This is a genomic window from Pseudomonas sp. TSRC2-2, assembly GCF_049897785.1.
In the GTDB taxonomy this organism is placed as follows: domain Bacteria; phylum Pseudomonadota; class Gammaproteobacteria; order Pseudomonadales; family Pseudomonadaceae; genus Aquipseudomonas.
This window is the reverse complement of record NZ_JAFCWZ010000005.1, coordinates 189,405-202,073: the sequence shown is the minus strand read 5'-3', so window position 1 is coordinate 202,073 and position 12,669 is coordinate 189,405. Positions and strand designations below refer to the sequence as shown.

Annotated in this window: 15 protein-coding genes; 9 read left to right on the top strand and 6 right to left on the bottom strand. The window is 59.1% G+C overall.

Annotated elements, in window-relative coordinates:
- Window positions 1–50 precede the first annotated feature (50 nt).
- Window positions 51–491, bottom strand: coding sequence for a PACE efflux transporter (locus tag ACP7D9_RS12010; protein ID WP_076563910.1), 441 nt, complete (start codon window positions 489–491; stop codon window positions 51–53).
- A gap of 121 nt (window positions 492–612) precedes the next feature.
- Between ACP7D9_RS12010 and ACP7D9_RS12005 the strand changes: the two genes are divergently transcribed.
- Window positions 613–1,491 carry a LysR family transcriptional regulator gene (locus ACP7D9_RS12005; RefSeq protein ID WP_426157618.1) on the top strand — a complete coding sequence of 293 codons (879 nt, stop codon included), beginning with the start codon at window positions 613–615 and terminating at the stop codon, window positions 1,489–1,491.
- 4 nt (window positions 1,492–1,495) lie between these two features.
- Here the strand turns inward: ACP7D9_RS12005 and ACP7D9_RS12000 are convergent, their stop codons facing one another.
- Both ACP7D9_RS12000 and ACP7D9_RS11995 read right to left on the bottom strand, forming a co-directional pair.
- A complete protein-coding gene (locus tag ACP7D9_RS12000; protein WP_426157616.1) occupies window positions 1,496–2,206 on the bottom strand; it encodes a hypothetical protein in 711 nt (236 codons plus the stop codon).
- A gap of 157 nt (window positions 2,207–2,363) precedes the next feature.
- Window positions 2,364–3,395: a LacI family DNA-binding transcriptional regulator gene (locus tag ACP7D9_RS11995; RefSeq protein WP_426157614.1), complete on the bottom strand. Its 1,032-nt coding sequence runs from the start codon at window positions 3,393–3,395 to the stop codon at window positions 2,364–2,366.
- Between the two features lie 216 nt (window positions 3,396–3,611).
- On the opposite strand from ACP7D9_RS11995, the gene ACP7D9_RS11990 reads away from it, so the two are divergent.
- Complete coding sequence (locus tag ACP7D9_RS11990) at window positions 3,612–4,145, top strand: gluconokinase (RefSeq protein WP_101155849.1); 534 nt, start codon at window positions 3,612–3,614, stop codon at window positions 4,143–4,145.
- 82 nt (window positions 4,146–4,227) lie between these two features.
- Window positions 4,228–5,580 carry a GntP family permease gene (locus ACP7D9_RS11985; RefSeq protein ID WP_397479149.1) on the top strand — a complete coding sequence of 451 codons (1,353 nt, stop codon included), beginning with the start codon at window positions 4,228–4,230 and terminating at the stop codon, window positions 5,578–5,580.
- 178 nt (window positions 5,581–5,758) lie between these two features.
- Here ACP7D9_RS11985 and alaC read toward each other — a convergent pair whose 3' ends face one another.
- A complete protein-coding gene (gene alaC, locus ACP7D9_RS11980) occupies window positions 5,759–6,967 on the bottom strand; it encodes an alanine transaminase (RefSeq protein ID WP_397479148.1) in 1,209 nt (402 codons plus the stop codon).
- Between the two features lie 138 nt (window positions 6,968–7,105).
- Here alaC and ACP7D9_RS11975 point away from each other — a divergent pair, with 138 nt between their 5' ends.
- The 3 genes from ACP7D9_RS11975 to ACP7D9_RS11965 all read left to right on the top strand — a co-directional run bounded on the left by ACP7D9_RS11975 (window position 7,106) and on the right by ACP7D9_RS11965 (window position 8,900).
- On the top strand, window positions 7,106–7,768 hold the full coding sequence (locus ACP7D9_RS11975) for a LysE family translocator (RefSeq protein WP_397479147.1): 663 nt from the start codon (window positions 7,106–7,108) through the stop codon (window positions 7,766–7,768).
- Window positions 7,769–7,837: 69 nt separating this feature from the next.
- Entirely contained in the window at window positions 7,838–8,323 is a 486-nt protein-coding gene (locus ACP7D9_RS11970) for a GyrI-like domain-containing protein (RefSeq protein ID WP_101155853.1), read from the top strand.
- An 88-nt stretch (window positions 8,324–8,411) separates the two neighbouring features.
- Window positions 8,412–8,900 carry a GNAT family N-acetyltransferase gene (locus tag ACP7D9_RS11965; RefSeq protein ID WP_426157610.1) on the top strand — a complete coding sequence of 163 codons (489 nt, stop codon included), beginning with the start codon at window positions 8,412–8,414 and terminating at the stop codon, window positions 8,898–8,900.
- Window positions 8,901–9,043: 143 nt separating this feature from the next.
- Here ACP7D9_RS11965 and ACP7D9_RS11960 read toward each other — a convergent pair whose 3' ends face one another.
- Complete coding sequence (locus ACP7D9_RS11960) at window positions 9,044–9,529, bottom strand: GNAT family N-acetyltransferase (RefSeq protein ID WP_397479144.1); 486 nt, start codon at window positions 9,527–9,529, stop codon at window positions 9,044–9,046.
- A gap of 141 nt (window positions 9,530–9,670) precedes the next feature.
- Between ACP7D9_RS11960 and ACP7D9_RS11955 the strand changes: the two genes are divergently transcribed.
- From ACP7D9_RS11955 to ACP7D9_RS11945, 3 genes are read left to right on the top strand one after another with little or no spacing between them, the layout of a single operon-like run.
- Window positions 9,671–10,096, top strand: coding sequence for a YybH family protein (locus ACP7D9_RS11955; protein ID WP_426157608.1), 426 nt, complete (start codon window positions 9,671–9,673; stop codon window positions 10,094–10,096).
- Window positions 10,097–10,136: 40 nt separating this feature from the next.
- A complete protein-coding gene (locus tag ACP7D9_RS11950; protein WP_101155861.1) occupies window positions 10,137–10,481 on the top strand; it encodes a YciI family protein in 345 nt (114 codons plus the stop codon).
- The gene (locus ACP7D9_RS11945) at window positions 10,474–11,703 is read left to right on the top strand and encodes an RNA polymerase sigma factor (protein WP_426157606.1); all 1,230 of its coding nucleotides are present in this window, start codon (window positions 10,474–10,476) and stop codon (window positions 11,701–11,703) included. The genes ACP7D9_RS11950 and ACP7D9_RS11945 overlap by 8 nt, the downstream gene beginning before the upstream one ends.
- Window positions 11,704–11,810: 107 nt before the next feature.
- Here the strand turns inward: ACP7D9_RS11945 and ACP7D9_RS11940 are convergent, their stop codons facing one another.
- Window positions 11,811–12,665 carry a LysR family transcriptional regulator gene (locus ACP7D9_RS11940; protein ID WP_426157604.1) on the bottom strand — a complete coding sequence of 285 codons (855 nt, stop codon included), beginning with the start codon at window positions 12,663–12,665 and terminating at the stop codon, window positions 11,811–11,813.
- Window positions 12,666–12,669: the final 4 nt, after the last annotated feature.

The window sequence follows — 12,669 nt, the reverse complement described above, 5'->3', positions numbered from 1 at the left end:
ACTCGGGTGAACCGCTGATTTTTTGCAATATCTACTTACGAATTAGCGATTTATGCCGCAGCGGCAGAATCTGGCAGCGCCGAGTTCGGCAGGCCGAAGATCCGGTCGAACAGCCAGTTGAAGACGAAGGTGTAGCACGGGATAAAAATGATCAGCGCCAGATCCAGCAGAAACGCCTGCACCAGACTGATGTTCATCCACCACGCAATCAGCGGAATCAGAAACACGATCAGCGTCAGTTGAAAGCCGACCGCATGGGCGATGCGCCGTTTCACCGTACGGGTACGCGAGACCTGGCGACTTTCCCAGCGCTCGAACAATGAGGTGTAAATAAAATTCCAGGTCACGGCGATGCTGGTGATGATTACCGCCAATGGCCCGGTGCTGCCTGGTGATGTGCCCGACAGCAACGCCAGACCGAGCGCCGAGAAGGTCATGCCGATCACTTCGTAGAGCGACACGTAGACCAGTTTGCGTTTCACGCCTTGCATGCAGATTTGCCTCTTTCTTGCCAATTGTGACCAGCAGGGCTGGCGAAGGCGGCGAAAGATAGCTTCAATAGACCTGACAGAAAAAGTCGGTAGCTTTCAGTTTTATTGATAGGTGGGAAACTTGAATTTCAACAGCGACAGCATCGAGTTGTTTCTGGCGGTGATCGAACGCGGTTCGTTTTCCGCCGCCGCTCGGCAATTGGGCAAGGTGCCGTCGGCGGTGAGCATGGGCATTGCCAACCTTGAGGCCGAACTCGGTTACCCGTTGTTCGACCGCAGTCATCGTGAGCCGCAACCCACGGCGATGGCACAGTCGCTGGTGCCCCACGCGCGCTTGATCGCCGAACAGCTCAAGCAGCTGCGAGTGCACGCGGTGGAGTTATCGCTGGGCCTGGAAAGCAGGTTGTCGATTGGTGTGGTCGCGGACATTGATCGGCGGCGTTTGCTGGCAGCGATCAAGGTAATTGCCGAGTGCCATCCGTTGCTCGACATCGAAGTGCTGACCGCGCCTCAGGATGATGTGCTGGCGATGTTGCACGGTGGCCGGGTCAGCGTGTGTCTGGCGTTTGCGGGGTTAAGCGTGAATGCGCTGGAGCGGTTTCAGTTCGTCGGCAGCGAACGGATGATCGCCACGCTGGCGGCAGACAGTCCGTTGTTGCAGGGGCGGGATGTGTTTCTTGAAGACCTGGTGCAAGTGCGGCAGATCATCGTCGCCAGCCGCGACTTGCCGATCAGCGAAACGCGGCCGTTGGTGGCTGAATCTTACTGGCGCACGGACAATCTTGAGACGGCAATGGAAATGGTCGAAGCAGGACTGGGGTGGGGTAATTTTTCGCTATCGGTGGTGCAGCCGTTGCTCGACACCGGGAGACTCAAGCGTTTGAGCTTCCGCAATATCGAGAACGGCCTGGTATTACCTGTGCATGCCGTCTGGCTTAAAAGCCAACCGCTGCAAAAAGGCGCGGCGGCACTGGTACAGCGACTGAGTCAACCGGGATGAGACATCAAGGCCTTTTCAGCAGGTAATTATCCTGAAGCGTGTTGAGCACTTGATTGAAGCTGACAGCGTTACGCCCCAGTTTCACCATGCGATCTTCAGGCAAGTAGCTGAACTTCACGTAGAGCAACTTGCCGGATGCTTTCTGAGCCTCGCTGAGTTTGTCGATGCCCGCCTTGAGACCGGTCAGGGTTCCCGGAATGCCAGCGATGTCGCGCCATGCACCGCCACCCGGAATGAAGTTGGTCAGTTGTGCAACGATATCCGTCACGGCATCGCCCAAGGGAAACAATCCGGAAAAGCGAGTTTGAGGAACGAAAGGCGCGATACCGATATAAATATCGGGAAGTTGGCGAATGCGGTTTTGGATCTGCCGGTCTTTATGTTTGATCAGGAACTCGATGAGTTGTGTCGAGGTGCCGACCAATACCAAAGACTGGACGCCAGCACCGGTCTCCGAAAACAAGTAGTTGTTGTTGCTGTCGGCAACGGCTTTCTTCAGTTCGCCGCGATCAACAATCACGCTGAAGTTGCTGCCGGGCTTGACGATGGGTGCCGGTGCACGCCACAGCTCTGCGGGTTCGGCAAGTGCGGTGGCGGAAAAGCCGGCGAACAGCAGGCTGCTGCCGATCAGTGTGATCAGATTTTTTATTGAGGTGTACATGGTTCTTCCTTGAAAAAAGTTTAAATACGCCTTCGAACTTCGAAATGCGTGCAAGGAATCTATAGCGCTGACAACAAGAGCGAAAGACGCAATTGATTTCAGTGTGTAAGGTGCTCGAAGTTTGTAGGCGGGGGGTGAGTAAATAGCGGTCTTTTAATGTTTTATATAAAAGACCGCTTACCGTTGCAGCGCCGCTGAAAGTCCGTTTCCGTCAGGTACTTTCGCGCACTTTCAGTTCAAAGCCCATATCTTCCACCGGTCGCGCTACTTTGTTGCCCGCCATCAATGTCAGCATCTGCTCCGCTGCGCGCCGGCCGATTGCTTCACGCGGAGTATTGATGCTGCTCAGGCGGGGAACCATGTGCTCGGACATCGGCAAGTCGTTGAAACCCAGAATCGCCACTTGCTCGGGAATCCTGATGCCGTTACGCAACGCTTCCAGGAGGGCACCCTGGGCCAGGTCATCGTTGCCAAAGAAAATCGCATCGACATCCGGATGCGCTGCCAGCAGTTGCATAAACAACTCACCCCCCAAGCCCACCGAAGAGGCACGCGGCGTCAGCACTTCCAGATCCGGGTCGTAGCGGCCAGCCTTCTGCAATGCCTTGCGAAAACCCTCGCCACGCAGCAACGTGCGTTGATCCAGCTGCGCGCCGATGTAGGCCAGGCGCTTGCGCCCACGCGAGAGCAAATGCTGCGCCGCTGTTTCACCGGCGCTGAGCTGCGAGAAGCCCACGCAATTGACCCCGGCGGCGCTGTCCAGCTCCATCATGTACACGCAGGGAATGTTGCTGACCTCAATCATCCGCCGCGAACTTTCCGTGCGATCAAAACCGGTCAGCAGAAGCCCGCGCGGCTGATAGGCCATGTAATTGCGCAGCAGGTTTTCTTCTTCATCGCGCGAGTAGTGGAAGTTGCCGATCAGCACTTCGAAGCCCTTGGGCGTCAGCACCCGATGAATGGCTTCCAGCGTATCAATGAACAGCAGGTTGGACAGTGACGGCACCAGCACCACCACCGAATGGCTCTGCGCCGACGCCAGCGCGCGGGCAGCGGGATTGACCACATAGTTGAGCTCGAGCGCGGCTTTCTGCACTTTTTCCACCAGTTCGGTGGCGACTGTGCTCACCCCGCGCAAGGCGCGCGAGGCGGTGATCGGGCTGACGCCGGCCAGGCGGGCTACTTCGTTGAGGGTCGGACGGCCGGTGGTGCGGGTATTTTTATCGTTCTTGGGGGAGGTCATCGGGCGGCTTGCCAAACAAAAATCAAGGCACTAAGGTAGCGCTGTCCTGATGCAGCTGCAAATGCGTGAGCGCGATCCTGCCTGATCTGCGCGCTTTGGCGTTAGGAACAAACCTGCTGCAACCCAAAAAAACGACAAGAAGGCGTCGGCAACTTCTGCCTGTGCACTAGAGTCATAGCTAGCAAAGGTAGCGCTGTCTGCGCGCTGAGGTGTTATATGAGTCATCCCATCACCGCCCTGGTCATCATGGGCGTTGCCGGTTGCGGCAAGACGTGCGTCAGCCAGGCCCTGTGCCATTTGAGCGGCGCCACTGCCATTGAAGGCGATACTTTCCATCCGGCCGCGAACATCGAAAAGATGAGCGCGGGGATCCCCCTGAACGACGACGACCGCGCCGGCTGGCTCGACAGCCTGTGCGATGAACTGCGTCGCGTCGATGCCGACGGCCAGCGCCCGGTGTTGACCTGCTCCGCGCTTAAACACAGTTATCGCGAACGTCTGCGCAGTGCCTTGCCGGGCCTGGGCTTCGTGTTTCTTGAATTGACCCCGGAAGTCGCCGCCGAGCGTGTATCGCACCGCCCCGGTCACTTCATGCCGGCGACGTTGATCGAAAGCCAGTTCGCCACCCTCGAATCGCCCAAGGGCGAGCCGCTGACCCTGGCGCTCAACGCCTCGGTACACAGCGTTGAAGAGCTGGCACTGCAGGCTCACGTCTGGTGGCAGGCCAACGGTCTGAAACAGGCGGTATGAGTATGTTGAAAAAGACAGCGCTGTCCTCCCGACTTCTGTTCAACCCGCTTTAATAACAACAACAATCCAGGAGACACCCCCCATGTTTGGCATGTCCCACGAGACGTTCCTGCTGCTCGATGCAGTGGTCACGGTAATCGGCCTGATTATCCTGATCACCAAATTCAAGCTTCACCCGTTCATTGCACTGACCATCGCCGCCGCGTTCCTCGGCCTGACTTCCGGCATGCCGATCAACACCATCATCAAGGCGTTCCAGGACGGCTTCGGTGGCGTGCTCGGTTTCGTCGGCATCATCCTCGCCCTGGGCACCATGCTCGGCAAGATGATGGCCGAATCCGGCGGTGCCGATCAGATCGCCCAGACCCTGATCCGCGCCTTCGGCAAGGACAAAGTCCAGTGGGCAATGATGTTCGCCGCGTTCCTGGTGGGCATTCCGCTGTTCTTCGAAATCGGCTTCGTGCTGCTGATTCCGCTGGTGTTCATCGTCGCGCGCCGCACCGGTGTGTCGATCATCAAGATCGGTATTCCACTGTTGGCCGGTCTGTCTGCGGTGCATGGTCTGGTGCCACCGCACCCGGGCCCGCTGCTGGCCATCGGGGTATTCGGCGCTGACATCGGCAAGACGATTCTCTACGGTCTGATCGTTGCGCTGCCGACCGCCATCATTGCCGGTCCGATCTTCGGTACTTTCATTGCCAAACATATTCCCGGCCACCCGAATCAGGAACTGGTCGATCAACTGGCCCGCGAAAACGACTCGGCCAACCTGCCGAGCTTCAGCATCACCCTGGTCACCGTGCTGCTACCGGTGTTTCTGATGTTGCTGAAAACCTTCGCTGACGTGGCGCTGCCGGACGGCAATTTCTTCCGTATCTGGATGGACATGATCGGCCACCCGATCTCCGCGCTGCTGCTGGCATTGCTGCTGTCGCTGTACACCTTCGGCTACAAGCAGGGCATCGGTTCCAACCAGATGCTCAAATGGCTCGACGCCAGTCTGGCGCCGACCGCTGCGATCATTCTGATCATCGGCGCCGGCGGTGGCTTCAAGCAGATGCTGGTGACCAGCGGCGTGGGCGATGTGATCGGTCACATGGCGGTCAGCGCACAGATCTCGCCGATCCTGCTGGCGTGGCTGGTGGCTGCGGTGATCCGTATCGCAACCGGTTCGGCCACCGTGGCGACCATCACCGGCGCCGGCATTGTCGTGCCCGTGGTCGGGATGATTCCGGGCGTCAACCGTGAACTGCTGGTACTCGCGACCGGCGCCGGTTCGCTGATCCTGTCGCACGTCAACGACGCCGGTTTCTGGCTGGTCAAGCAGTACTTCAACATGACTGTGGCCGAAACCTTCAAGACCTGGACCGCGATGGAAACCATTCTGTCCATCGTCGCGTTGGGCTTCATTCTGCTGTTGTCGCTGTTTGTTTAAACAGCAGTTTGCAGGCACAAAAAAACCGCAGTGATGCGGTTTTTTTGTGCGTGATGATCTGTGTAAACACGGCACCTGTAGGAGCTGTCGAGTGAAACGAGGCTGCGATCTTCTGATTGCAAAAAACAAGATCAAAAGATCGCAGCCTTCGGCAGCTCCTACAGGGGATGTGTGTCAGTCATTTGGTAACTAAGCCGTCCGCGCGGAACATCCCGCGAATCCCACGCACAGCCTGACGAATACGGTCCTGGTTCTCGATCAGGGCAAAGCGCACATGGTCGTCGCCATATTCGCCAAAACCCACGCCCGGCGAGACGCAGACTTTGGCCTCGGCCAGCAGTTTCTTGGCAAACTCCAGCGAGCCCAGATGCGCATACGCCTCTGGAATCTTCGCCCAGACGTACATCGAAGCCTTCGGATTCTCGACCATCCAGCCTAATTCATGCAGGCCTTTGACCAGCACGTTGCGGCGTTGGCGGTATTGCTCGGCGATGTCGCGCACGCACTGTTGATCACCTTCCAGCGCAGCAATTGCCGCCACTTGCAGCGGAGTGAACGTGCCGTAGTCGTGGTAGCTCTTGATCCGCGCCAGGGCGTTGACCAGTTCCGGGTTGCCGACCATGAAACCGATACGCCAGCCGGCCATGTTGTAGCTCTTGGACAGGGTGAAGAACTCCACCGCAATGTCCTTGGCCCCCGGCACCTGCATGATCGACGGCGCTTTCCAGCCGTCGTAGACGATGTCGGCGTAAGCCAGGTCGTGGATGACCAACACGTCGTACTGCTTGGCGAGCGCAATCACCCGTTCGAAGAAATCCAGCTCCACGCATTGCGCGGTCGGGTTCGACGGGAAGCCGAGGATCATCATTTTCGGCTTGGGGATCGAGCCGCGAATCGCCCGTTCCAGTTCGTCGAAGAAATCCACGCCCGGCACCAGCGGCACCGAACGCACCTGCGCGCCGGCAATCACCGCGCCGTAAATGTGAATCGGGTAGCTCGGGTTCGGCACCAGCACGGTGTCGCCCTGATCCAGGGTCGCCAGCATCAGATGCGCCAGGCCTTCCTTGGAACCGATGGTGACAATGGCTTCGCTTTCCGGGTCGATATCGACTTCGTAACGCTGCCTGTACCAGTTGGAAATCGCCCGACGCAGGCGTGGAATGCCTTTGGAAGTCGAGTAACCGTGAGTGTCTTCACGCTGGGCGACTTGCACGAGTTTTTCGACAATGTGCGGCGGCGTGGCGCCGTCGGGGTTGCCCATGCTCAGGTCGATGATGTCTTCACCACGGCGGCGAGCGGCCATTTTCAGCTCGGCGGTGATGTTGAAAACGTAAGGGGGGAGTCGATCTATGCGCGCAAAGCGGCGCGGCGAACCTTGTTCGGCCATTGTTGCCTCGGATAACGTAAGCGCCCGGAACCGTCCGAGCGACGCTGGTCACTGCGGTGACCTGTGGCGGAAGATAAGGGCAGTGATGGCATACTGTCCAGCACGGTTGTAAACATTTTTTTCAAGGAAAATCGCCCAATGGAATTCACCAGCGGCTTCTTGCTGAGCCTTTCGCTGTGCCTGGACATCGGCGTGGCCAACATCGCGATGATCACCCTGGCCATGCAGCGCGGCTACTTTCAGGGCTTTGCACTGGGCCTCGGCACCTGCGTCGGCGACCTGGTTTATGCGGTGCTGGCGCTGGCCGGGATGACCGTCCTGCTGCAATACGAAACCGTGCGCTGGGTCCTGTGGATTGGCGGTTCGGCGCTGTTGATCTACTTCGCAGCGAAGATGATTTACTCGGCGATTCATCACGAAGCGCTGCTGGCGGAGACGGCGCAAGTAGGGCAGAACTCCCATCGCAAGGAATTTTTTCGCGGTATTTTTCTCGCCATGTCATCGCCCAGTGCGATTCTCTGGTTCGCTGCCGTCGGCGGCACGTTGATCGCCCGGTCCGGTGGCGGCGGGCCGTTGAGTTCGGCGCTGTTTCTCGGCGGTTTCCTTTGTGCCGGGCTGCTGTGGTCGGCCGGTTTGTGCTTCGCCGCCAGCCACGGTGGCAAGCTGCTGGGCGACAAACTGTTGCGCTATTCCTACCTGGCATCGGCGGCGATCTTCTGCTATTTCGCGGTATACGTGATCGTTTCCGGCTACAACGAGTTCGTCGGCCCGGGCGCCGTCGAGCAGTTGCATTCGCTGTAAACGTGCGAAACGGTTCGGGCTTTCTATACTCCCAGCCGAACCCACTTTCCCGTTCTGAGGAGTCGCGTCATGGATGAACAAACACGCGTCGAAATAGCTGAACCTCGCTTCGAACATGGGCAGTTCCTGCTGATTGCCGGCTTCGGTGGACGATTCACCCAGGCAACCACCGAAGACATTCCCGCGTTGTGGGAAAAACTGATCCCGCACTTGGGGAAGATCCCGGCGCAAGTCAACGAAGTGACCTATGGCGTTTGCTGCAACGCGGACGGCGAGGGCGGTTTCGAATACATCGCCGGCGTGCAGATCGACAAGCTCGACGACCTGCCGGAGAAGTACCGTTGGGTTGAAATCCAGCCGCAAAAATATGCCGTGTTCGAGCACGAGGGGCCACTGACGCAACTGCCCGACACCTTCCAGTACATCTGGAATACCTGGCTGCCGCAGTCGGGCTATGAAGCGGCAGATGCCCCGGAATTCGAGCGCTACAGCGCGGACTTCAACCCCAGGCTCAACACCGGCACGCTGGAAATCTGGCTGCCGCTCAAGGCCTGAACAGCGTTCGAATCGAGGCGCAGCATGTCCGCCCCGGGGGTTCTGCTTTATGCTTGCGGGCCTCGTTTCCACAGATTTCAGAGCTGCCATGAACACCGTGATCCGCAACGTCAGCGCCGCCGACCTAGACCGCTGCTACGCCATCGAAACCGTCGCCTACGAAGGCGACGAAGCCGCCACCCGCGAAAAGATCGCCACGCGCATTGCCACCTGGCCGGACGGCTTCATCGTTGCCGAGGTAGACGGCGTAGTCGCCGGTTTCATCAATTCCGGCGCGGCGTTCGACGTGCAGATGTCCGACGAAGCCTTCAAGGAACTGATCGGCCACGACCCGAAAGGCCCGAACGTGGTGATCATGTCGGTAGTGGTGCACCCGGATTACCAGGGCCAGGGTCTGGCCAAGCGCTTGATGGCCGAGTTCATCGAACGCATGCGCGCCCTAGATAAAGCGACGATTCATCTGATGTGCAAGGAACAGCACATCGCGCTGTATGCAGGCTTCGGTTTTGCCTACATCAAACCGTCCGAGTCCGACCACGGCGGCATGGCGTGGCACGAGATGATCCTGACCCTCTGAAGCCAACACCTATCACAACTGTAGGAGCTGCCGCTGGCTGCGATCTTTTGATCTTGATCCTCAAAAGCCAGATCAAAAGATCGCAGCCTGCGGCAGCTCCTACAGGGATCGTGGTGTGTAACGGATTCGGCATTTCACACGACTCAGAAAAACAGCCCCATGCGCCGCTCGTAACCGATCCGGCCCTTGTACGCTTCGCCGCTGTCGACGTAGCCATGCCTGGCATACAGCGCAATTGCCGCTGCATTGTCGGCATCCACTGACAATTCCAGTCCCTTGATTTCCGGCCACGCTTCCCGCGCGACGGCGGGCAGCGCTTGCAGGCAAGCCTTGCCGTAACCCTTGCCCTGCGCGCGGCGATCGACCTGCAAAGCATGCAATGTGGCGCTGTGCTCGTCGGCCCAGGCGGGCAATACCGGCGGGCGTTTAAGCAGCAAAAACGCCACGGGCACGTCGTCCGTCAGCAGGGCGAAACCCTTGACGCCTGGGCCGGGCTTCGACAGCAGCGTGTGCAAAGCACCGTGGATGTCGCCGGAAAATTTGACTTGCTCCGGGTGGATTTCAATCGCCGCGACTTGCTCTCGCTGCAAAGGGCTGAGGCTGTCGTAAGGCACGAGTTGGGCTGACACTGGAAGTTCCTTTTTCCTACAAGGATCGAAGCTCCGATTCTAGCGACATTGTCGTCGGCAAATTTTTTTTGTTTGGCCTGTCGATCTGCGCAGTGGGCAAACGACTAAGGGTGTCTTCCCACAAAAACCACGGAGAACACCATGAGCGCACAAAGCGAAATCCAGACCCTGATCAACATCTACCGCGAAGCGGTGATGACCAAAGACGTCGAAAAAGTCATGGCCCTGTACGCCGACGACATCGTCTCGTTCGATGCGATCAAGGCCCTGCAATTCAAAGGTAAAGCGGCGTATCGCGCGCACTGGATCGAGTGCATGGAAATGTGCCCCGGGCCACACGTTTTCGAGTTCCATGAAGTCGCCATTGAAAGCGCTGACACCATTGCCTTCGCGCACTGGGTGGCCAATTGCGGCGGCACCAACGAGAAAGGCGAAACCCAGAGCTGCTGGATGCGCGTCACCGCCTGTTATCGGCAGATCGGCGGGGCGTGGAAGATTGCTCACGAGCACTGGTCGGCACCGTTCGATCCGATGAGCGGCGCGACGCTGTTCGATGTGACCCCCTGATCTTCAGCCATAGTTGATCCGTTCGAATCAGGAGATCGCCATGAAATATCTATGCTTGGTCTACAGCGATGAGCGCCTGCTGCACACCTCGCCGGACAGCCCGGAGGATGCCGAATGCTGGGCGTACGCCGAGTCGATTCAGGGCAGCGGGCGGATGATCGCCGCCCAAGCGCTGGAGTCGGTGCAGACCGCAACCACCGTACGGATGCGCAACGGCAAGTTGTCGATCACCGACGGGCCTTTCGCTGAAACCAAGGAGCAACTGGCCGGTTTCTACCTGATCGATGCGAAGGATCTCAATGAAGCGATTCAGGTTGCCGGCCACATACCGGCAGCGCGGGTCGGCAGCGTTGAAGTGCGTCCGGTGCGGCAGTTGAATGTCTGAGGTCAGGGCGCGGGTCGAGCAGGTTTACCGCGAGGATTCGCGGCGGATTCTGGCAACGCTGATTCGCTTGCTCGGTGATTTCGACCTCGCCGAAGAAGCCTTGCACGAGGCGTTCTTCGTCGCGGTTGAACGCTGGCAACGCGACGGTGTGCCGGACAACCCGCGCACCTGGCTGGTCTCAACCGGAAGATTCAAAGCCATCGATGTGTTGCGCCGGCGCGCACGGTTCAAGGCTTCGCAACCGCTGCTGCTGGCGCAACTCGACGAACTGGAACAGGCCGACTGGAGCGGCGAGGACGTGGAAGACGATCGTTTGCGGCTGATTTTCACCTGCTGCCACCCGGCCCTGGCGGCAGATGCGCAAGTGCCGCTGACCTTGCGCGAAGTCTGCGACCTCACCACCGAGGAAATCGCCCGCGCTTTTCTGTCTGCACCGGCGGCAATTGCCCAGCGCATCGTGCGTGCCAAAGCAAAGATCCGCGACGCGAAAATCCCTTATCAAGTACCAGTGTTGAATGAATTACCCGAGCGCCTCGACAGTGTGTTGCGGGTGATTTATCTGGTGTTCAACGAAGGCTATTCGGCCTCGGTCGGCGCTGAACTGACCCGCGAGGATCTGACTCGCGAAGCGATCCGCCTGGGGCGCTTATTGATGGAGTTGTTGCCGGAGCCGGAAGTCATGGGGTTGCTGGCGCTGATGCTGTTGCATGAATCCCGCCGCCCGGCGCGCACTTCGCCGAGCGGTGAACTGGTGTTGCTCGACGATCAGGATCGCTCGTTGTGGGATGCCGGTTTAATGGCTGAAGGATGTGCGCTGGTAGAGCGCGCGCTGAGTACGCGGCGCTTCGGGCCGTATTGCCTGCAAGCGGCGATTGCAGCGGTGCATGCCGAAGCGCCGTCGGCGCCGGAAACCGACTGGCAACAGATTGTCGGTCTGTATGACGTATTGCTGCGCGCGGTGCCGTCGCCGGTGATCGAGTTGAACCGGGCGGTGGCGGTGGCCAAGCGTGATGGAGCGCTGGCCGGGTTGTTGTTGATCGAAGGGATTCTGACGCGAGGCGAGTTGCCGGATTACCACCTGGCACATTCGGCGCGGGCGGAGTTCTGCCGGCAGTTGGGGCGTGTCGAGGAAGCACGTAGCGCTTATCTTCGCGCGCTGGAGCTGACGCGGCAGGCGCCGGAGCGGCGGTTTATCGAGGGGCGACTGAAGGAACTGGATTGATCTGAATTCTTTAACTGCAGGGCCGGCCTCTTCGCGAGCAAGCCTGCTCCCACAGGTGAGCGCATTCCAATTGTGGGAGCGAGCCTGCTCGCGAATGGCAGCACCGCTTATTCGAGCATCTTGCTGAGCAACCAGCTCCCCGCCGGCCCCGGCGGGTACAACCGCGACCACAAGGCATCGACAAATACCGGTTTCGGCCAGCCGCGCACGTCCAGCTCGATCAGCAAATCATTGGCATAACGCTGAACCAGCCACCTGGGCAGTGGTGCCCAGCCGAAACCCTTTTCGGCCATTTCCAGCAACATCAGGTAACTCGGCGCCGACCACACCCGGCCTTTGCCACGGCTGTCATACGGATTGACGATGGTCGCCAGACGCAGCTCGCGATGCTGCTCGAGTATCTGCTGATCGACATGTTCAAGTTTGGCCAACGGATGTTCGCGGCTGACGAACAGGGCGATCTCCGTGCGCTCGGCGACGGTCGAGGTCACCAGATCGGGCGGGTAGTTGTCCTGCATCTCCGCGAAGGCCAGATGCGCCCGGCCGCGCTGGACCAATTCGACCAGGTCGTCGCATTCGGCAATCAGACACTCCAGCTCTAGCTCCGGATAACGCTGCTCGAACCCCACCAGCGCTGCCTCGAATCGATAGGACTGATAGGTATCGGAAATCGCCACGGTCAGCTTTGGTTCCACGCCTTGCGCCAGTTGCCGTGCGCTCATCTCCAGGCGACTGGTGGCAGCCAGAATCGCCTCGGCTTTTTGCAGCATGACGTGGCCGGCGGGGGTGAGCGTGGGTTTGCGGCTGCTGCGATCGAACAGTTGCAAATCCAGATCGATCTCCAGGCTCGCCACCGCTGCGCTAATGGTCGACTGACTGCGTCCCAATTTGCGCGCCGCCGCTGAGAACGAGCCTTGCGTTGCCGCTTGAACAAACGCCAACAGCACTTCTTGCGAAGCCATGAAC

Excerpts from the sequence above, each read along its gene's own strand:
- ACP7D9_RS12010 (WP_076563910.1), bottom strand. The coding sequence starts at position 491 with ATGCAAGGCGTGAAACGCAAACTGGTCTACGTGTCGCTCTACGAAGTG.
- ACP7D9_RS11995 (WP_426157614.1), bottom strand. The coding sequence starts at position 3,395 with ATGACCTCCCCCAAGAACGATAAAAATACCCGCACCACCGGCCGTCCG.
- ACP7D9_RS11990 (WP_101155849.1), top strand. The coding sequence starts at position 3,612 with ATGAGTCATCCCATCACCGCCCTGGTCATCATGGGCGTTGCCGGTTGC.
- ACP7D9_RS11985 (WP_397479149.1), top strand. The coding sequence starts at position 4,228 with ATGTTTGGCATGTCCCACGAGACGTTCCTGCTGCTCGATGCAGTGGTC.
- alaC (WP_397479148.1), bottom strand. The coding sequence starts at position 6,967 with ATGGCCGAACAAGGTTCGCCGCGCCGCTTTGCGCGCATAGATCGACTC.
- ACP7D9_RS11975 (WP_397479147.1), top strand. The coding sequence starts at position 7,106 with ATGGAATTCACCAGCGGCTTCTTGCTGAGCCTTTCGCTGTGCCTGGAC.
- ACP7D9_RS11970 (WP_101155853.1), top strand. The coding sequence starts at position 7,838 with ATGGATGAACAAACACGCGTCGAAATAGCTGAACCTCGCTTCGAACAT.
- ACP7D9_RS11965 (WP_426157610.1), top strand. The coding sequence starts at position 8,412 with ATGAACACCGTGATCCGCAACGTCAGCGCCGCCGACCTAGACCGCTGC.
- ACP7D9_RS11955 (WP_426157608.1), top strand. The coding sequence starts at position 9,671 with ATGAGCGCACAAAGCGAAATCCAGACCCTGATCAACATCTACCGCGAA.
- ACP7D9_RS11950 (WP_101155861.1), top strand. The coding sequence starts at position 10,137 with ATGAAATATCTATGCTTGGTCTACAGCGATGAGCGCCTGCTGCACACC.
- ACP7D9_RS11945 (WP_426157606.1), top strand. The coding sequence starts at position 10,474 with ATGTCTGAGGTCAGGGCGCGGGTCGAGCAGGTTTACCGCGAGGATTCG.
- ACP7D9_RS11940 (WP_426157604.1), bottom strand. The coding sequence starts at position 12,665 with ATGGCTTCGCAAGAAGTGCTGTTGGCGTTTGTTCAAGCGGCAACGCAA.